At 64.6% G+C, this 19014-nt stretch carries 19 protein-coding genes; 8 read left to right on the top strand and 11 right to left on the bottom strand.

The genetic code is table 11. The features are described 5' to 3' along the window. Nucleotides 1-218 precede the first annotated feature (218 nt). The 5 genes from dapA to EWE75_RS02025 all read right to left on the bottom strand — a co-directional run bounded on the left by dapA (nucleotide 219) and on the right by EWE75_RS02025 (nucleotide 6435). Nucleotides 219-1103: a 4-hydroxy-tetrahydrodipicolinate synthase gene (gene dapA, locus EWE75_RS02045; RefSeq protein WP_130155036.1), complete on the bottom strand. Its 885-nt coding sequence runs from the start codon at nucleotides 1101-1103 to the stop codon at nucleotides 219-221. Between the two features lie 107 nt (nucleotides 1104-1210). Further along, on the bottom strand, nucleotides 1211-1465 hold the full coding sequence (locus tag EWE75_RS02040) for an acylphosphatase (RefSeq protein ID WP_345789364.1): 255 nt from the start codon (nucleotides 1463-1465) through the stop codon (nucleotides 1211-1213). Nucleotides 1466-1850: 385 nt separating this feature from the next. Beyond that, a complete protein-coding gene (locus tag EWE75_RS02035) occupies nucleotides 1851-2909 on the bottom strand; it encodes a hypothetical protein (protein WP_130155034.1) in 1059 nt (352 codons plus the stop codon). A 428-nt stretch (nucleotides 2910-3337) separates the two neighbouring features. Then, complete coding sequence (gene greB / locus EWE75_RS02030; protein ID WP_130155033.1) at nucleotides 3338-3850, bottom strand: transcription elongation factor GreB; 513 nt, start codon at nucleotides 3848-3850, stop codon at nucleotides 3338-3340. A gap of 590 nt (nucleotides 3851-4440) precedes the next feature. Then, nucleotides 4441-6435, bottom strand: a complete 1995-nt coding sequence (locus EWE75_RS02025) for a lytic transglycosylase domain-containing protein (protein WP_130155032.1) — start codon at nucleotides 6433-6435, stop codon at nucleotides 4441-4443. Between the two features lie 208 nt (nucleotides 6436-6643). Between EWE75_RS02025 and EWE75_RS02020 the strand changes: the two genes are divergently transcribed. Further along, entirely contained in the window at nucleotides 6644-7204 is a 561-nt protein-coding gene (locus EWE75_RS02020; RefSeq protein ID WP_231708156.1) for a Uma2 family endonuclease, read from the top strand. Between the two features lie 29 nt (nucleotides 7205-7233). Here the strand turns inward: EWE75_RS02020 and ettA are convergent, their stop codons facing one another. Then, entirely contained in the window at nucleotides 7234-8913 is a 1680-nt protein-coding gene (gene ettA, locus EWE75_RS02015) for an energy-dependent translational throttle protein EttA (RefSeq protein WP_130155030.1), read from the bottom strand. A 312-nt stretch (nucleotides 8914-9225) separates the two neighbouring features. Here ettA and EWE75_RS02010 point away from each other — a divergent pair, with 312 nt between their 5' ends. The 5 genes from EWE75_RS02010 to EWE75_RS01990 all read left to right on the top strand — a co-directional run bounded on the left by EWE75_RS02010 (nucleotide 9226) and on the right by EWE75_RS01990 (nucleotide 13881). Next, a complete protein-coding gene (locus tag EWE75_RS02010; protein ID WP_130155029.1) occupies nucleotides 9226-10629 on the top strand; it encodes a M20/M25/M40 family metallo-hydrolase in 1404 nt (467 codons plus the stop codon). A gap of 157 nt (nucleotides 10630-10786) precedes the next feature. Next, complete coding sequence (locus EWE75_RS02005) at nucleotides 10787-11056, top strand: hypothetical protein (protein WP_130155028.1); 270 nt, start codon at nucleotides 10787-10789, stop codon at nucleotides 11054-11056. A gap of 103 nt (nucleotides 11057-11159) precedes the next feature. Continuing rightward, nucleotides 11160-11909, top strand: a complete 750-nt coding sequence (locus EWE75_RS02000) for an HAD-IIB family hydrolase (RefSeq protein WP_130155027.1) — start codon at nucleotides 11160-11162, stop codon at nucleotides 11907-11909. A gap of 109 nt (nucleotides 11910-12018) precedes the next feature. Then, nucleotides 12019-12543, top strand: coding sequence for a gamma carbonic anhydrase family protein (locus tag EWE75_RS01995; RefSeq protein WP_130155026.1), 525 nt, complete (start codon nucleotides 12019-12021; stop codon nucleotides 12541-12543). A gap of 168 nt (nucleotides 12544-12711) precedes the next feature. Beyond that, a complete protein-coding gene (locus EWE75_RS01990) occupies nucleotides 12712-13881 on the top strand; it encodes a pyridoxal phosphate-dependent aminotransferase (protein WP_130155025.1) in 1170 nt (389 codons plus the stop codon). A 39-nt stretch (nucleotides 13882-13920) separates the two neighbouring features. Here EWE75_RS01990 and EWE75_RS01985 read toward each other — a convergent pair whose 3' ends face one another. Beyond that, complete coding sequence (locus EWE75_RS01985; RefSeq protein ID WP_130155126.1) at nucleotides 13921-14343, bottom strand: (deoxy)nucleoside triphosphate pyrophosphohydrolase; 423 nt, start codon at nucleotides 14341-14343, stop codon at nucleotides 13921-13923. 75 nt (nucleotides 14344-14418) lie between these two features. Here EWE75_RS01985 and EWE75_RS01980 point away from each other — a divergent pair, with 75 nt between their 5' ends. Next, complete coding sequence (locus EWE75_RS01980) at nucleotides 14419-14604, top strand: Flp family type IVb pilin (protein WP_130155024.1); 186 nt, start codon at nucleotides 14419-14421, stop codon at nucleotides 14602-14604. Between the two features lie 131 nt (nucleotides 14605-14735). Further along, nucleotides 14736-14906, top strand: coding sequence for a Flp family type IVb pilin (locus tag EWE75_RS01975; RefSeq protein WP_130155023.1), 171 nt, complete (start codon nucleotides 14736-14738; stop codon nucleotides 14904-14906). A gap of 94 nt (nucleotides 14907-15000) precedes the next feature. On the opposite strand, the gene EWE75_RS01970 is transcribed toward EWE75_RS01975, so the two are convergent. The 4 genes from EWE75_RS01970 to EWE75_RS24875 form a co-directional block, all read right to left on the bottom strand. Further along, nucleotides 15001-15948 carry an acetyl-CoA carboxylase carboxyltransferase subunit alpha gene (locus EWE75_RS01970; protein WP_130155022.1) on the bottom strand — a complete coding sequence of 316 codons (948 nt, stop codon included), beginning with the start codon at nucleotides 15946-15948 and terminating at the stop codon, nucleotides 15001-15003. Nucleotides 15949-16054: 106 nt separating this feature from the next. Then, nucleotides 16055-16999 carry a tyrosine-type recombinase/integrase gene (locus tag EWE75_RS01965; protein ID WP_130155021.1) on the bottom strand — a complete coding sequence of 315 codons (945 nt, stop codon included), beginning with the start codon at nucleotides 16997-16999 and terminating at the stop codon, nucleotides 16055-16057. Beyond that, complete coding sequence (locus EWE75_RS01960) at nucleotides 16996-18828, bottom strand: hypothetical protein (RefSeq protein ID WP_130155020.1); 1833 nt, start codon at nucleotides 18826-18828, stop codon at nucleotides 16996-16998. The genes EWE75_RS01965 and EWE75_RS01960 overlap by 4 nt, the downstream gene beginning before the upstream one ends. Then, the gene (locus tag EWE75_RS24875) at nucleotides 18809-18946 is read right to left on the bottom strand and encodes a hypothetical protein (RefSeq protein WP_165388237.1); all 138 of its coding nucleotides are present in this window, start codon (nucleotides 18944-18946) and stop codon (nucleotides 18809-18811) included. Before EWE75_RS24875 ends, EWE75_RS01960 begins: the two co-directional genes overlap by 20 nt. Nucleotides 18947-19014 lie beyond the last annotated feature (68 nt).

Here is a 19014-nt window from a genome sequence, read left to right as displayed (position 1 = left end):
TCCGTCCGAAGATCGCGTGGAACATGCAAACATTGGCCGGCGCTTCCCTTCTCTGGGTTACTACGGTTCTGCCAATCCCAAAGAGGTCCCGGGCACATTACGCGCTTCAAAAACTTTCCCGCCTCTCTCACCGCCTTTCTGAAGCGGACGGGCTACCTTCCCGCCTGACGTCCGGCAGCCGCTGCTGTCCGCCTCCCACCATCTCCAGACGTTCCGCGCTACAAAACCCCAGCCGCCGCCATCGCCGCATCGACTGCCGCGCGGGCAGCCTCGTTCGGCCAGGTCATCGGCAAGCGCAAAGCGGTCGGGAAGCCGGGGATGACTTTCGAGACGGCGTATTTGACCGGCCCCGGCGAGGCATCGGTGAACATCGCCAGATGCAGCGCGAACAGCCGGTCGTGGAGGCCGAGCGCGGCGGTGTAATCCTCGTCGTCGGTCGCGGCCTGGAATTCGGCGCACAGTCGCGGGGCGACGTTGGCGGTGACCGAAATACACCCTACCCCGCCCATCGCGTTGAAGGCGAGCGCGGTTTCGTCGTTGCCGGAAAGCTGCACGAACGCCGGGCCGCACGCCGCGCGCTGCTGCGAAACGCGAGTCAGCGCGCCGGTCGCATCCTTGACGCCGACGATGCTGTCCGGGAACGCGGCGGCGAGCCGGCCCATCGTCTCGGGCGCGATATCGGTGACGGTGCGGCCGGGCACGTTATAGAGCAGCACCGGCAAGTCGCACGCCTCGACGATCGCGGCGAAGTGGCGGAAGATGCCGTCCTGGCTTGGGCGGTTGTAATAGGGCGGCACCATCAGCGCGCAATCGGCGCCGGCGTCCTTGGCAGCCTTGATGTTGCGGATCGCGACGCGCGTATCGTTGCTGCCCGCGCCGGCGATCACCGGCACGCGGCCGCGCGTCTGATCGACGCAGGTCTTCACGACGCGGAAATGCTCCTCGAAATCCATCGTCGCGGATTCGCCGGTGGTGCCGCACGGCACCAGCCCGGCCGAGCCCTCCGCGATCTGCCATTCGACGAAATCGCGAAACGCGCTTTCGACGAAGCTGCCGTCTTCGGCGAAGGGGGTGACGAGAGCGGGGATCGAGCCTGTGAACATGCCCGCCGCCCTACAAGCGCCGACGGCGAAACGAAAGCCTGTTCGTCTTGGTGAGGGAGCGGGCCGGCACCGTCGAGATGCGCGCGCTCGCGCATCTTCAAAAAACCTTACGCGGTGAAGCGCTTGGTGAAGCCCTTGGGCGCGCGCTCGGTATCGGTGCGGGCCTCGACATTGTCGATCCGCGCCTTCTCGGGGCCTTCGCGAACCGCCTCGACCATGCCATCGACCGCCTCTTCCTCACCGGCGACGAGCAGCTCGACCCGACCATCCCGCAGGTTGCGCACCCAGCCCGACACGCCGAAATCGCGCGCACGGCGCACCGACCAATCGCGGAACCCGATATTCTGAACCTTGCCACTCACGAAAACGCGCTGAACGACTTGCATTACGACCTGACTTCCCTTGCACATGGCCCGCACACCGCACGAACCGCAGGCGACGCGTAGCACGCGCGGGCGACAAGACCATAGAGTCTGCAGCGACTTGTCGCAAAGCGGGGTGCGCCGGTCGCTTGGGAGGTGTGGGGGTGTCCGGGGGCGCGGTGGCCAAAGTGGAACATGGGCCCGAGATTTACGTGCGCGAGCGACGAACGGATACGGAAAGACCGGGAGTGGTGAAAACTGCTCGGACTGCTTTCTGAAAGAAGCAACGATGATGCAATCCAAGGATGCAATCCAAGTCTCTGATTTTGCTGATACATTATTTGGATTCAAATCTTCGAAAAACCCTCCAGAGCACGCCTAATCATCATGATTTCACAGCGCGAGTTGCCCTGTCAATTAAATCATCCAAACCAAGTGTTTTCCCCTTTAGCAAGCACAATGCATCTCTATTTTTCCAAAAATCTGAACAAAATGGGTCAAATAGTTGTGGGTTGTCCTGGGTGACCGGCAGGGCAACCGCTTTTACCGTTGATGCCCCACCCTTATTTCCACCAAAAAGGTTTTTATTTCCAAAAATATATCCTATTTGCGCCTCGTTTAGATGTATGAGATCTTTGTCCGTGCTGCCGACGATCGCGACCCTTGGCATAAGACGCAGATATCTGCTCCCATCAAGGCTGCGGATAACGACTGGCACATGCTTGAACGGGAAGAATTCCGTGACGTTCACGTAAAAACGACGAGGCGGATCATACTCTGGCTTTGCGGCTGTGACGAATATTCCCACATCGTTGAAGGGCGCCTCCCGACTTCGAGCGCGGGCGCGTAGTTGCACAAGAGTAACGTTGCACGGCTCCCGACTACTTGGGTCACAGCGGTCTAGCGCCTGCGCCTGCTCAATCGCCTTACGTAGATCACTCGTATCAAGTCCCGTTATACTCGCAAGAGAATTTACAATTCCCATTCCTTTGATACTATAATAGCCTTTCCTTTCTAATACCTGAGAAAATGCGTCTGGATCACGAGTCAGCGCATCATTCAATTGATCTTCTCGGCTTTTAGTAAGAACCGAATAGGCGAACCAACCCGCCGCCAGGATCAGCATCATCGCGCCCGTCAAAACGAGCAACCAAAAGCGTTGCCAAGCCTTCGTCGTGCGCTCCTCCATAGCCGCTTTAATCAATTCAAATCTGTGGGCCGCGCTTAATTTTGCAGTCTCGATCTTATCGATCTTCAAGCCGATCTCAATTACCTCGAGAGCGGATTCACGGTCTTTTGCGGGAAGCGACTTCAGCGAGTTAAGCTTGTCCAGGCTCTTACCAAGAACGTCGATGAGGCTTCGAGCATATACAGCCGCAAGAACTAGGACGACACCCCCAACCGCTGGAACAAGAGGCAGAATTTTTTCTAGGCCGAAACTCACGCGGACTCTCCCCCGATATGAGTCGATTTCAATTAACAGAAATACGAGTCCTTCGCCAGAAATATTGCAATCACCGTTTAAGACATATTTTTAAATATAATAAGCACCTAATCGAACAACCGGTTTTTACTGCCTCCGTTTTGGATTAATGACCAATTATAGATACTTGCCCTTCAATAGCTTAGCATGCACGCTTGGGTTACTTTAAAATGCGCCCCGCCCACCAGCCGCCGCCACCTCGAATTCACTCGAAACGAACAAAGTGGATCTCGGATTTTTATTTCCGCATATGCAAAACCAAGACCGCAAAAATACGACGAAGTGGGCCTTTAGAAACGCTGGCTTTCACCGAGAGCGAAAGAATGCCGTCCACAAATCGCGTGTTTGCGATCATCGTACTTGTTCCGAGAAGACTACGGTTAAAACGCCTAGTCGGAACCAACAACACCCCGCCCCACCGCCTCAGGATACGAAATCGCTATCACCTCATACTCGCGCTCGCCCGCCGGCAGGACGACGCGGCGGACATCCCCGACAGCAGCGCCGCGTAAAGCGCGGGCGAGTGGGGCGTTCCAGCCGATCCGGCCTGCCCCGGCGTCGGTTTCGTCGTCGCCGACCAGAGTCAGCACACGCTCGGCGTCGTCCTCGTCGGCGATGGTGGCGGTCGCGCCGAACCAGATGCGGGTGCGGTCGGCCTGCGCTGACGGATCGACGATCTTGGCGGCTTTCATGCGCCGTGCGAGGAAGCCGAGCCGCCGGTCGATCTCGCGCAGGCGCTTGCGACCGTAGATATAGTCGCCATTCTCCGATCGGTCGCCATTACCCGCCGCCCAGGAGATGACATCGACCAATTTGGGACGCTCATCGCCCAGCAAGGCGTCATATTCTGCGCGCAGCACCGCATAGCCGGCGGGGGTGATGTAATTGGGTCGATCGGTCATCCCGCGATGCGATACCGCAGGATCATGCCGGGTCAACGCGCTGTCACGCGCGCTTACGGGCTATATGGGCAGGAATCCCCCTTCGCGCGAGAACAGTCCGGGCGATTGGGGCCGCCTGCGCCCTTCCTTGCGGCGCGACGACGGCCGGCTTCCTGCTGGCGGCGTCGGTTGATCGACGCCTGCATCGCCCGAAACATGGCATGATTCACGGTCTTGGTGGGGACGGGTGGCGCTTCTGCGGGTTTTTGCGCGCCGGCTTCACCAATCATCGCCAAGACGAAACTCACGAAGAGTCCCAATTTGGATACAGCATTTGTAGTCATGGCGTGCGCGATCCCCATTTGAAACAGGTCAGGCCGGCGCAATACCAATTAGAGACGCGACGACCCGCCGCGAGGAAGACACGTCTTCTCCCGCGATCTCCCAACAGAAAATTTTTTTGAGTATTTACAGATATTCAGCCGTTTAGGCTGCACGTCTCATTACTTGAGCGTAACGTGCAGTCAACAGCAGGGTATACGATATTCGTATTTTATTGGTCGTTTCGCGGCGGATATCGCCACAGGCGCGGCAAGCCGCGCCGCCGGCAATCAGCCGGGCCGGCCCTTACCGAGATACCAGCTTATCCGGTTCGCGCCGCGCGAACGGGCGTGTTCGGGGTTCATCAGATCGTACACCACCGCGTTTTCGAGCACGCGCTGGACGTAGTTGCGCGTCTCGTAGATCGGGATCGCCTCGATCCAGTCGACGATATCGACGCTACCGGTGCGCGGATCGCCATTGGCGCGCAGCCATTTGTTCACGTTGCCGGGTCCAGCGTTATACGCCGCGACGGCGAGCGGATAGCTGCCGAACTGGTTGTAAATCCGCGCGAAATAGCTCGATCCGACCATGATGTTGTAATCGGTATCGGTGGTCAGGTTGTTCGCGTCATAGCCGACGCCGAGCTTGGCGGCGGTTTCGCGCGCGGTGCCGGGCATCAACTGCATCAGCCCGCGCGCGCCGGCGTGGCTGATCGCGGCGCGATCGAACTGGCTTTCCTGCCGGGCGATGGCGTGGACCATCACCCAATCGTCATTGGCGCTGGCGGGCACACGCACCGTCGGGAAGCCGACCGTCGAATAGTCGCTGAGGCCGTTCTGGAGCGCGCTGCGGCCGACCATCACGCCGAGATCGGGACGGCCCAATGTACGCGAGAGTTCGGTGGCGAGGACGTGATCGCTGTCGGTCTTGGCGTCGGTGGCGATCTGGCGGACGAAGGCGCTCTGGTCCTGCCAATTGCCGGCGGTGCCGAGATATTGCGCGGCGCGCACGGTCTCACGGGCATAGAAGGCCGCGCGCACGGCGGGATCGACCGGGCGCATCACCGGCGCGCCGGGCGCGGCGAGCACGCGACCGAGCCGTTCGGTGGCGAGTTGCCCGTAGAACATGTCGGGGAAGCCGGCGGCCTGGTTGTAATAGCCGGTGGCGATATCGCGCTGCCCGGCGGCTTCGGCGGCGCGGCCTGCCCAATAATAGCCTTTCGACTGGGTGGTCGGCGATTTCGAGGCGTGGGCGTAGCGCGCGAACAAGGTGCTTGCGTCGGCGGCGCGACCGAGGTTCTTGAGCGCGGTCTGGCCGGCGAGCCAGACGAGGCTCGTATAATCGTCGCGCTCGCCATAAGGCTGGCCGCTGACGTCGGTGCCGGCGGGATAGGCATCATCGACCTGACGGGCGATGTCATAGGCGGTGGCATATTGCGCATCCGCCGCCGCGCCGCGCGCGTTGGTGAGCAGCGCCTCATACCACGCCTCGACATTGGCGGGCCGCGTCGCGAGCGTGGAGCGGCGCGCGAGCAGTTCGCGGGCGCCGAAGCCGCCGTTGTTGCGAAGCCACGTCGCGCGATCGGCCAGCCAGCCCGGATCGGCCATGCCCCAGCTTTGCGTCGAAGCGGCTTGCGTGGAGGCGTCGGGCGCGTTGCTGCGGAACGCGAGCCGCGCCGCGAACACCGGACGCCGCGCGGCGCTGGTGAGCGCGAGCTGGCGCTGCGCGGAGGAGATCGCACCCTGCCACAACAGCATGTCCATACGCGTGTCTTGATCGGCCTGGCTCAGCGCACCCGAAAAGCCGGTGATGATCTTCGCCTCGTCGGCGACGGACAGGCTGCCCGACACCCAGGCGTTGCGCGCGGCGAGATTGGCTTCGTCGCGATAGCCCGATGCCGCGAGCGCCTCGGCGAAGCGCACCTTGCCGGTGCCGGTGAGCGGCGGGAAGCGGCGGAAGAACGCGACCGTCGTGGTTGGCGAGACCGGCGTGGTGCCGTCAATCGCGCGCTCGGCGGCGCGGCGCAGCGTCATCTCGGCGGGCCAGCCGGGGTGAGCGATCAGGAAATTGGCATAGCTTTCGAACGGATAGCCGCTGGTCTGCTGGAGCGACTTCCACTGCGCGATCGCGGCGGAGAGCGCGGCGCCCCGCGCCGGGTCCTGCTGGCTCAGCGCCTGCGTGGCACGTCCCCAGCCGAGTTGATCCTGCGCGACGCCGGCAACGGCGAACGCGCCGGATGCACCGGCGGCCAGCAATGCGAATTTCACCACGCCTGGAACCATGCCGACAGTATAAGGAAGCGATGGTAAGTTGTCTCGTATCAAAAGCAAAAATGCGGCGGGCGGTTGGTCTGGTTCGCAATGGCGCGACCGGATTGGTGTCGCGCGGCGCTCGTGGTACGGTGCGGACCTGACGGTGGACGCCACCGCTTGTACTACGGCGACTGACATTCAGCCCGGGAACGGATACTATGCGGCGATGAGCGAAATCGTGCCTCTCACGATCGAACCCCTGCCCGTCAAACTGCGGGTCGCGGACTATCTCACGCTCGATGAACTCGGCGCTTTCGACGCTTACGGTAAAACCGAGCTGATCGAGGGGGAAATTGTCTATAGGAACGCGCAGCACCGGCCCCATGCGCGGATCAAATCGCGGCTGTATCGCCTGATCGCCGACACACTCGATTACATCGGCAGCGATCTGGAAGCGCTGATCGAAGGCTCGATCGCGATGCCGCCGCACAACGTACCCGAACCCGACATCTCGCTCACCGCCGAGCCCGAAGGCAAAGGGTTGATCCCGCTCACCTCGCTCGCGCTGGTGATCGAAGTGGCGGACGCCACCGTGAAGAACGATCTCGGTCGCAAGCGGCGCATCTATGCGCGCGAAGGCGTACCTGAATATTGGGTCGTGGACGTCAACAGGGCCGTCATCCATCAGATGTGGAGACACGACGGCGACAGCTATACCGAACAGCGCGAGATCGCGTTCGGCGCACGCATCGCCGCCGCGACGATCGCGGGGCTGGCGGTCGAGATGAACACGCTCTGACCGCCAGCCCGCCCCGCCCGATCAGGGGGTCAGCGGGTCAGCTTCTTGTACGCCAGCCGGGTCGGGCGGTCGGCGGCGTCGCCGAGGCGGCGGCGCTTGTCTTCTTCGTAGCTTTCGAAATTGCCCTCGAACCATTCGACATGGCTGTTGCCCTCGAACGCGAGGATGTGCGTGGCGAGGCGATCGAGGAAGAAGCGATCGTGGCTGATGACCACGGCGCAGCCCGCGAAGCTCTCCAACGCCTCTTCGAGCGCGCGCAGCGTCTCGACGTCGAGATCGTTGGTCGGTTCGTCGAGCAGCAGGACGTTGCCGCCCTCCTTGAGCATCTTCGCCATGTGAACGCGGTTGCGTTCACCGCCCGAAAGCTGGCCGACCTTCTTCTGCTGGTCCTGCCCCTTGAAGTTGAACGCGCCGACATACGCCCGCGTGCCAAGCTCCTGCTTGCCGAAGCGGAACACCTCAAGCTTGTCCGAGATTTCTTCCCAGACGTTGTTGTTCGGGTTGAGATCGTCGCGCGACTGATCGACGAAGCCGAGCCGCACCGTCTGGCCGACCTCGATCGTGCCCTCGTCAGGCACTTCCTGGCCGGTGATGAGTTTGAACAAGGTCGATTTGCCGGCGCCGTTCGGGCCGATCACGCCGACGATGCCGCCCGGCGGAAGCGTGAAGTTGAGATCCTCGAACAGCAATTTGTCGCCATAGGACTTGGTCAGCCCCTTGGCCTCGATCACCTTGCCGCCGAGCCGCTCGGGGATCTGGATCAGAATTTGCGCCTTGCCGATCGAACGGTTTTCCTGCGCCGCCATCAGCTCGTCGAACGCACGGATACGCGCCTTGGACTTGGTCTGGCGTGCCTTGGGGGTCTGACGCATCCACGCCAATTCGTCAGCGATCGCCTTGGCCTTGCCCTGCTCTTCGCGCTCTTCCTGGCCGAGCCGCTGGACCTTCTTTTCCAGATAGCCCGAGTAATTGCTTTCGTAGGTGTAATAGCGGCCGCGATCTAGCTCGAGCACCCAGTTGACGACGTTATCTAGGAAGTAGCGGTCGTGGGTAACGAGGATGACGTTGCCGGTATATTCCTTGAGATAGTTCTCCAGCCACTGGACGCTTTCGGCGTCGAGATGGTTGGTCGGTTCGTCGAGCAGCAGGATGTCGGGCTTTTCGAGCAGCAGCTTGCACAAGGCGACGCGGCGCTTTTCACCGCCCGACAGGTTGGTGACGGGGCTGTCGCCGGGCGGGCAGCGCAAAGCCTCCATCGCCTGCTCGAGCTGGCTGTCGAGGCTCCAGCCGTCGGCGGCGTCGATCTTGGCCTGGAGATCGCCCATCTCTTCCATCAGCGCGTCGAAATCGGTGTCCTCCTTGGGATCGCCCATTTCGGCCGAAATCGCGTTGAAGCGCGCGAGCATCGCCGCGATCGGGCCGGCGCCGTCGCGCACGTTGCCGATCACGTCCTTGGTCGGATCAAGCTGCGGCTCCTGCGGCAGATAGCCGACCTTGATGCCCTCGGCCGCCCAGGCCTCGCCGGTGTAATCGGGATCGATCCCGCCCATGATCTTCATGAGCGTCGATTTGCCCGAGCCGTTCGGGCCGATGATCGCGATCTTGGCGTCGGGCAGGAACTGGAGGTGGATGTTGTTGAGCACGGGCTTGGCGGCGCCCGGGAAGGTCTTGGTCAGGCCCTTCATGACATAGGAATATTGGACGGCCATTCGGGGTCGTGCTCCGGGGCTAAGATTGCGGGATTTGAAGTACTGGAATTTAAGGGGGCATTTAGGGATGTCGGCGCCGATTGGCAACGTAAGCGCCGGGGGCTGGACTTGCCGCACTTCGGAGCTTGCGCGCAGCACCGTGGACGCCGGAACGAGTCCGGCGTGACGGTTTGTGGCGGTTTCAGGCCTCAATTTGACGACGCCATCCACATCGCGATTGCCGAACGGCTCGATCTTCCCTTACTCACGTCCGACCGCCAGCATTTTACGTTCGGACTCGCGTCCGCCCTTCCTACGATATTGAGATAGCCAATGAGCCTCTTCCGCCTCGCGCTGCTTTCCTGCGCCCTCACCTTCCCCGCCGCCGCGCTGGCGCAACGCGTGTTGCCAACGCCGGTCGCGCCCGATGCCAAGGTGGCGGCGCTTCGCGATGCGGCGCTGAAGGATGATGTCGCATGGGATATCGTGTCGGGGATCACCACCGAGATCGGGCCGCGCCCGGACGGCTCGGCGCAGGAAGGGCGCGCGCGGGATTGGGCGGTGGCCAAGCTCAAGAGCCTCGGCTTCAAGAACGTTCACATCGAACCTTACGACCTCCAGAATGTCTGGGAACGTGGCGCCGAGACCGCCGAGGTGATCACGCCGTATCCGCAGCCGCTGCGGCTCGCCGCGCTCGGCAATTCGGGCGCGACCCCGCCTGAGGGGCTGACCGCGCCGGTGGTGTATTTCGAGACCATCAACGATTTGCTGCTCGCGCCCGACGGCAGCCTCGCCGGCAAGATCGCCTTCGTGTCGAACGCGATGCAGCCGACTCAGGATGGATCGGGCTATGGCAGCAACGGCCTCGCCCGCTTCCTTGGCCCCACCGTCGCCGCCAAGAAGGGCGCCGCCGCGATCGTGATCCGCTCGATCGGCACCGATCATGGTCGCGGACCGCACACCGGCGTCACCAATTTCGCGCCCGGCGTCGCGCCGATTCCGGCGGCGGCGCTGTCGGTCGCCGATGCCGAGAATCTCGAACGGATGGTCAAGCTCGGCAAGCCGGTGACGCTCCACCTGACGCTGACGCCCAAATTCGTCGGCACGCGCCCCTCGGGCAACGTCGTGGCGGAGGTGCCGGGCACCGACCCCAAGGCGGGCATCATCACGATCGGCGGGCATCTCGATAGCTGGGAGCTCGGCACCGGCGCGATCGATGACGGCGCCGGCATCGCCATCACGGCGGCGGCGGCCAAGCGGCTGATGGAAGCGGGCAAGCACCGCCGCACGATCCGCGTCGTGTGGTTCGGCGACGAGGAAACCGGCGGGTTCGGCGGCATCGCCTATGCCAAGGCGCATGCCAACGAGCGCCACGCGCTCGCCGCCGAATCCGATTCGGGGGCAGATATGGTGTGGAAGTTCAGCACCAGCTTCGCAGCCGCCGCCAAGCCGGTCGAGGATCGGCTGGCGGTCGCGCTCGCGCCGATCGGCGTGGTGCGCGGGCGCGATGCGGTGCATGGCGGCACCGATGTCGAGCCGACGCTCGCGCTCGGCGTGGCAGGAATCGACCTCCACCAGTCGGCGCTGCGCTATTTCGACTGGCACCATACCCCCGAGGATACGCTCGACCGGATCGACCCCGAGCAGTTGCGCCAGAACGTCGCCGCATGGACCGCGATGCTCGCCGTCGTCGCGGATGCGCCGGAAGAGATTGCGCCAGCGCCCGCAGCGGAATAAAGCCAGCCAGCGCAAGACGTAACGCACCAAACCCGCGATATTCCGATTGAGGGATATGAATGGGATTTGGAACGTTACGGCTTCGCGTTGGTTACACTTCGCTTCGCGACGGCATCGGGCTGGCCGCGAAACTACAGACTGCTTTGGGAGCAACCGCATGAAGAAAATCGCCCTTGTTCTCGTCGCCGCCGGCCTGATGTCGCTCGCCGCCTGCAACAAGAACCCGGAAGCCGCCGCCATCGAAAACAACGCCGACATGGTCGCCGACAACATCGATTCGGCTGCAGACAACATGGACGCGATGGCTGACAACACGACGAACGCAACCGCCTCGGACGTGCTCTCGAACGCAGCCGACAACGCGCACGACACGGCCGACAACGTCCGCGCCGATGGCGACGCGAAGGCCGACAACGTTACCAAGTAACGGTCTTTCGGAGCTGCCCCACGGCAGCTACGGTGATGAGGGCGCTCCGGGTTCGGGGCGCCCTTTTTACGGATAGGTTCTTTTCGCCACTGGGGGGTTCACGATGAAGACCATGATTGCCTTCGATCTCGACGGGACGCTCGCCGAGAGCAAGCAACCGATCGGCGACGAAATGTCCGTACTGCTCAAGAATTTGCTCGACGTGGCGCAGGTCGCGGTGATTTCGGGCGGCGACTGGCCGCAGTTCGAAAAGCAGGTCGTCGGCCGGATGCAGGCCGATGCCAAGCTCGAACGGCTGTTCATCATGCCGACCACCGGCACCAAGCTGTTCCGGTTCCAGAACGGCGTATGGAACACGATTTACAACGATGCTTTCTCACCGGAAGAGCGCGATCAGGTGCTCGATGCTCTGAACAAGGCGTGGGATCAGGCCGGGTTCGGCGGCGAGCAGACCTGGGGCGAGCGGATCGAGGATCGCGGCAGCCAGATCACGCTGTCGGCGCTCGGCCAGCAGGCGCCGCTTGAGGCCAAGGAACATTGGGACCCCAAGCAGGAGAAGCGCCGCCAGTTGCAGGCGATCCTGCGCACGATGATCCCCGACCATTCGATCAACATCGGCGGCGCAACCTCGGTCGATATCACCCGCAAGGGCATCGACAAGGCTTACGGCATGCGCCGGCTGTGCGACCATGCCGGTATCGTGTTCGAGAACATCCTGTTCATGGGCGACGCGATCTATCCGGGCGGGAACGACGATCCGGTGCGCGCGGCGGGGATCGATTCGATCAAGGTGCGCGACGTGGCGGATACGTCGGTCGCGATCACGGCGGTGATCGCCTGTCTGAAGGCGTAACCGTCGCGCCGGCGCAGGCCGGGGCCGCTGCGTTGCTGTCGGGCCGGTTGCCCATACACCCACCGGCCCCGGCCTGCGCCGGGGCGACGATCGTCCCGAAGGAACGCCGATGCCGCTTTACGCCTTCGAGGGGCAGCAGCCCACGCTTGCCGACGGTGTGTGGATCGCACCGAGCGCGGAAGTGATCGGTGACGTGCGGCTCGGCGAACAGGCGAGCGTGTGGTTCGGGGCGGTGATCCGCGCCGATAACACCACGATCGCGGTCGGCGCGCGCAGCAACGTTCAGGAAGGCGCGATGCTCCACTCCGATCCGGGCACACCGCTGACGGTAGGGGCGGATTGCACGATCGGGCATCACGCGATCCTGCACGGCTGTACGATCGAGGATGGCGTGCTGGTCGGCATGGGCGCAACGATCCTCAACCGCGCGGTGATCGGTGCGGGGTCGCTGGTCGGCGCGGGCGCGCTCGTCACCGAAGGCAAGAGTTTTCCGCCCGGCAGCCTGATCGTCGGCAGCCCGGCGCGCGCGATGCGCGACTTGAGTGAGGAGCAGATCGCGGACCTCACCGCCTCGGCGGCGAGCTATGTCGAGAAAGCGAGGCGGTTCGCGGCCGGGCTGGTGCGGGTCGGCTAATTTCCTCACGGGAGATTTGTTTTCTTAACGTCTGGACAGCATTCCCGTCCTGTGGTGTGATCCGACTCACGGAACCGGAGCGTGCGCAGTGCGACTCCATGGGGGCCGCTGTTCGTTTGGCCGTCGCCGAGACGCGGCCTTGCGAGGTGTGAAAACAGGGAGCGCATGATGACCACCGATTTACTCGACCGCGAAGCACGGGAAGACCTTCACGATCGCGGCTATTCGCGCCGCCAGATCGGCCGAATCGCGATGTTGCTCGGCGCGGGCGCGACGGCCAGCCAGTTCATCACCACGGCTGCGCAGGCGCAGCAGTCCGCCAAAGCGGTGATCGGCGCGGTGCGGATCGGCTCGAACGAATGCTGGACCGGTCCCTTCTCCGAAGGCGTTCAGGCGGCATCGGCGATCGCATCGGTCGGCAACCGCTACGAGCCGGATAACGAGCATGCCAAGCTCGCCGCGGCGGTTGCGCAGGTCGAAGGCGTTACGCCCGAGTGCATTCTGGCGTGGCCAGGGTCGAGCGACCCGCTCAACCGCGCGGTCATCACCTTCTGCTCGCCACAGAAAGGGCTGGTTACGGCCAATCCGACCTATGAGCAGAGTTGGCGTACCGCCGCGTGGCTGAGCGTCAAGCCGACGCGCGTGCCGCTCACCCCTGATTATCGCCATGACGTGAAGGCGATGCTCGCCGCCGATCCCAATGCCGGCCTCTATTACATCTGCTCGCCCAACAACCCGACCGGCACGCTGACGCCGATCGCGGACATCGAGTGGCTGCTCGCCAACAAGCCGAAGGATTCGGTGGTGCTGGTCGATGAGGCGTATATCCACTTCGCCGGCGCGCAGAGCGCCGCCAAGCTCGCCTGCTCGCGCAATGACGTGATCGTGATGCGGACCTTCTCCAAGCTGTTCGGCATGGCCGGTATGCGGCTCGGCCTGACGATCGCCCATCCCGATCTCTACAAGAAGATGATGCGCTATGACGGTGGGCAGGTGACCAACATGCTGCCGATGACGGCGGTCGCGTGCGGCACCGCTGTGCTACCGCTCGCTGACAAGATCGTCGCGCGCCGCAACGAGATGATCGCGGTGCGCGAAGAGACGCTGGCACACCTCAAGAAGCGCGGGCTGAAGTATATCCCGTCGCAGGCGAACATGTTCATGGTCGATTGGGGCGCGGGCAAAGACCCCAAAGCGATGCAGGCGGCGTTCGTCGCCGAAGGTGTGCAGATCGGCCGTTCGTGGGATGCCTATCCGACGATGAACCGCGTGACGGTCGGCTCGGCGGAGGACATGGCGAAGTTCCGCGCCGCGCTGGATAAAGTCATCAAGGCCTGAACAGGTTCGGGCGCGGTCGGCGACGGCCGCGCCCGACGTCTATTCCGGCGCGCGCGATTCGAACGCCGCCAACGCATCGATGAAGGGCAGGTCGGCGGGCGGCATCGCCAGATCGCGCAAGTCCGCCGGGCGACGCCAGTCGAGCGCGTCGGCGTCGATCGGCTGCGGTTCGCCCTGCCAGCGGTCACAGCGGTAAAGCAACAGCAACAGCGTCCGCTCGCTGACCGGCGCGGTGGCGAAAGTGAGCGGCGTGAGATCCTCCGCCGCCACGCCAACGCCGAGTTCCTCGGCCAGTTCGCGCACCAGCGCCGCCTCGGGTGCCTCACCGGGCTCAACCTTCCCGCCGGGAAATTCCCACAGCCCCGCCATCGCCTTGCCCGCCGGGCGACGCTGCACGAGGATTCGCCCTTGCGGATCGGTCAGCGCCGCCGCGACGACGAGCAAGATGGTGCTGTTGTCGATCACCCGCGTCCCTTCGCCGTTCGTTAAGACCCAGCGTCTAGCCAGAGCGGGAAATTCGCGCCGGGGGCAAGACGCATGTTCGCCAATATGATCAAAACGCTGTGGCGCGATCGGCGTGCGGCGACTGCCGTCGAATACGGCTTCATCCTCGCGCTCATCGTGGTCGTGGTCTTCGTCGCGATCCTCGGCGTCGCGCGCGTCACGACGACCATGTGGAACGACGTTGCCAGCAAGGTCGAAAGCGTCACGCCGGGGCGGTGACGGAAATCCGATTTGGTTCCCGGATCACCTTAAACTTTTATCAAGACTGCCCGCCTACACGGATCTCGCTGGCCCGGTACATCCGGTTCGGCCGGGTAACTGAAGCTACTACACCACTGGAGACCGGACACATGCAGACCATCCGCAAGTTCATCAAGAACAACAAGGGCGCGACCGCCATCGAATACGGCCTGATCGCCGCTCTGATCGCCGTTGCCGCGATCGCCGCGATGACGCAAGTAGGCCAGAAGCTTACGAGCACCTTCGAGAGCGTTTCGACCAGCATGACTCCCAAACCATAATAGTCAAGTGAAATGGAATGGCGGCGGAACACGGGTCCCGCCGCCATTCTTTTTGCGCCACAGTATTTAGAAAAATCTAACGGCCGCGTGACCGTCAAAAGCGCCCCATCGCCAGGAACTTCTCCTGCCGCGCACGGCGCAACGCAGCGGCATCCAGCCCGCTCAACTCGCTGAGCGATTCGGCAAGCGCATCACCCAACGCGCCGATCGCCGCCGCCGGATCCCGGTGCGCGCCGCCTAGCGGCTCCGGCACGATCGTATCGATCACCCCCAGCCCTTTGAGATCCTGCGCGGTTACCTTCATCGCCTCGGCGGCGTCGGCGGCGCGTTCGTTGGTACGCCACAGGATCGCGGCGCAGCCCTCGGGCGAAATCACCGAATAGACCGCATTCTCGAACATCAACACATGGTTGGCCGCCGCGAGCGCGATCGCGCCGCCGGAGCCACCCTCGCCCACGATCGCCGCAATCATCGGCACGCCGAGCGCGAGGCATTGCTCGGTCGAACGTGCGATCGCCTCGGCCTGGCCGCGCTCCTCGGCCTGCACGCCGGGGAACGCCCCCGAAGTATCGACCAAAGTCAGCACCGGCAGGCCGAACCGGTCGGCGAGTTGCATCAGCCGGATCGCCTTGCGGTAGCCCTCCGGCTTGCCCGAGCCGAAATTGTGGCGGATGCGAGTCGCAGTGTCGTGGCCTTTTTCGTGGCCGATCACCATCACGCGCTGGCCGCGAAACCGCGCGAACCCACCGAGGATCGCCTGATCGTCGCCGAAGGCGCGGTCGCCGGCGAGCGGCATGAATTCGTCGAACAGCCCCGCGACATAGTCACCGAAATGCGGGCGCTCGCCGTGGCGCGCGACCAGCGTCTTCTGCCAGGGCGTGAGCTTGATGTAGGTGTCGCGTAGCAGCTTGTCGGATTTGGCCTGGAGCCGGGCGACATCGGCGGAAATATCCACCGTGCCGCCATCCGCAGTTGCGCGCAGTTCGTCGATGCGAGCCTGAAGCTCGGCGATCGGCTTTTCGAAGTCGAGGAAGGTTGCCATCAGGTCGTGTCGGTTACGGCGTGGGCGCGGAATTGGCAATGGTTCGTAACGGGCATGTTGCGCGCGCGACCTACTCCCTCCCTCGGTCATGGAAGGGGAGTAGGTGTTACGCGCGCTTCACGGTCGCCTGCTTTTCATCGGCGCGTGCGCGTGCTTCGGCGAGTGGATGGCGTTCGTTGACCAGCGTGACGAGGCGGCTGGCATCAACATGCGTGTAGATTTCGGTGGTGGCGATGTCGGCATGGCCGAGCATCGTCTGGAGCGCGCGCAGGTCGGCACCGCCGGCGAGCAGGTGGGTGGCGAAGGCGTGGCGCAGAACGTGCGGGCTGATCCGGTCCGGCGGGATGCCCACTTCGGCGCCCAGCGCGCGGAGTACCTGGAACAGCCGCACGCGCGACAGGAAGCTCTTGCCCGACGGAAACAGCCACGGCTGGTCGGCGGGCACACAGGCGCGCCACGCGGCGACGGCGGCGCGGGCGCGGTCCGAGATCGGCACCATCCGCTCGCGCCCGCCCTTGCCGCGCAGGATGCAATAGGGCCGGTCGGGCGCGACGGCGTTCCTCGGCAGCGACACCAGTTCGGTCGCGCGCAGGCCCGAACCGTAGAGCAGTTCGACCAAGGCCGCGAGCCGCAGGTCGCGGATGTCGAGCGGCTCGGCGGCGAGTCGCTCGGCGATCACCGCGAACAGCCGATCGACATCGGCGAGGCTCAGCACCTTGGGGAGCGGCCGCCGCGTGCCGGGCCGGGGCAGCGCCGCGCCGGGATCGTCGGGGCGGTGGCCTTCATCGGCGAGGAAGGCGAAGAAACGGCGGAGCGCGGCGGATTTACGCGCGACTGTGGCGTGCGCCAGATCGCTCCAGGTGGCCGACAGGCGGGTGAGGTCGTCGGCAGTCGCCGCCACGAGCGCGCCTTTGAGGATATCGGACGCGAGCGCGAGATCGCTGCGATAGGCGGCGAGCGTGTTCCTGGCCGCCCCCCGCTCCGCCGCCATCATTTCGAGGAAGCGCTCGATCAACGCGCGGTCGGCGCCGGGCTGCGCCGGATCGGTCAAAGCCGGGCGATCGCCTCGGCGGCGATCATCCGCGCTTCGCCCTCAAGCCCGACCGCGCGGAGCGCCACGACGATATGGTACAGCGCTTCCGGCGATACACCCGACCATGCCGGCGTCTGCATGCCGACCGCCGCGAGCAGCACCACCGTGCCGGGCTGATTCGCCGTGGCGGCGCGGGCGAGCGCGCGGGTCCAAGCGTTCTCCTGTCCGATTCGCACGTCGAGCGCCTGCGCGCCCTGTTCGATATCGCCCGGCGACATCCGGCCAAGCCCGGCAAGGCCGACGAAGAACATCTTGCGCTTGAGCGTCGCGTCGCCGGTGCCGGCGTAATTGCTGACCGCCGAATAGCCGTAGCGCCGCCCCTCGGGATCGGCGAGCGCCAGCATCGCCCAGGCGTCGCTCGATGTCGCCACCGCGCGGCGCCATTTCTGGGCGGTCACGTCATGGCCCGCCGCGAGCATCGATGCGACGAGACGGTCGGCATCCGCGCCCTGCGCGCCGACCGGCACGCGCGCCGCCGCGCCCGCCGTGAGAACCAGCCGCGCGTAGCGTGCGCTCGCGCCCTTTGGCGCATCCCACAGCGACGTGATCGCCGCGAGACGCGTCGTGATATCGCCGCCGCTATAGGCGGTCTGGAGATCGCGCGCGATCGCCGCCTCGGGCAGCGAATCGTCGCCTTCTTCCGAGACCGCGCCGTAAAGATCGACCAGCGCTGCGCTCGAGAACACGCCGCGCGCTGCCGCGATTTCGGCGGCGGGTGCGCGAATGTGCGCGGCGAGCAGCGGCGACTGTGCGCGCCACGCCATCACGTTGCGCGAGGCGCCGTCGAGCAGCGGCGTCGGGATTTCGGTCGCCGAGGCCATCGCCAGCCCGTACCGCCAGGCGGTGAGCCGATCGACACCGTCCCATTCGATCGTCACCGCCTGCCGGCCGCGCGCGCCCGAGCCGGCGATCTTCTGCGCGAGCAACAAATCGATGCCGGTCGCGACTCGGCTCCGGTCGGCCGACGCGATCAGCGGCTGCGCCTTGCCGGGAAGACCGGCCAACCCGGCGCACATCGCCCGCGCCAGCACCCAGCCGCGTTCGAAACCGAGCGCATAGCCACCCTCGGCGAGCGGGCACAATTCCGCCGGATCGCCGTTGGCGAGCGCGGACTGCATCGCGATTTCGTAGAGCTTGGGCGTGTAATCCTGATTGTCGACGCTCTGCACCACCGCGCGACCGGCGACCGATTCGCCCATGCGCAGCAGGAGCCACGCCCGTTCGGCGGCGAAGTCCGCGCCGTTGATGCCGGGCGGCGTATCGACGTGCGAAACCAAGGCCCGCCGCAGCGCGATCGAGAGCCAGCGCGAGGCGATCGGCAGGTTCAGCCCACGCATCAGCGCTTCGACATAGCGACCGGGGGCGGCGCCGAACGCGGTCGCGGGCAAGCCGCCCGCGGCAAGATCGATCGGGCCGACCCGCCCGATCCAGCGGCGCGCATAGGCCGGCATGTCGTAACGGACCGGATTCGCGATCACGCCGGGAGCCGGCGTGCCGGTCGGCGTCGGCGTTGCAGCGGCGAGCGGCACCGGCGGCGGCGCGCCGTTGCTATCCGGCAGCGGCGGCGCGAGCGGGCTCGGCGGCGTGCGGATCACCGCGTTGACGGGCGCCGCAGCGCGAGGAGTCGCGCGCGGCGTCGGCGTCGGCGCGGGTTCACCGAAACCGGGCGGCAGGATCGATTGCGGCGAACTCTGGCCGAGCGCGGGTATCCCCACGCCCAGCGCGATCACCCCCGCCAGTGCCCCGACGAAAACGGGGAGCGCAAGATCAGCCCTGGAGATTCGCAAGCGTGACAACTTTCTCGACATGGGTCAGGGGCTTTTCGTGCGCGCGGCCACTCAGCACAAACATTCCGCCGACGAGCACGACGACCACGACCAGAAGCACAACCAGCGAGCGGGACATTGGCAAACCTTGTAACAAATGGGCAGAACCGGCCCGGCAGGCCCTTTTGCCCGAGCGGCAGGTGCGCT

The organism is Sphingomonas populi, assembly GCF_004208535.1.
Taxonomy (GTDB): domain Bacteria; phylum Pseudomonadota; class Alphaproteobacteria; order Sphingomonadales; family Sphingomonadaceae; genus Sphingomonas; species Sphingomonas populi.
The sequence above is the reverse complement of the archived record's forward strand: the minus strand, read 5'-3'. Positions and strand labels throughout refer to the sequence as shown.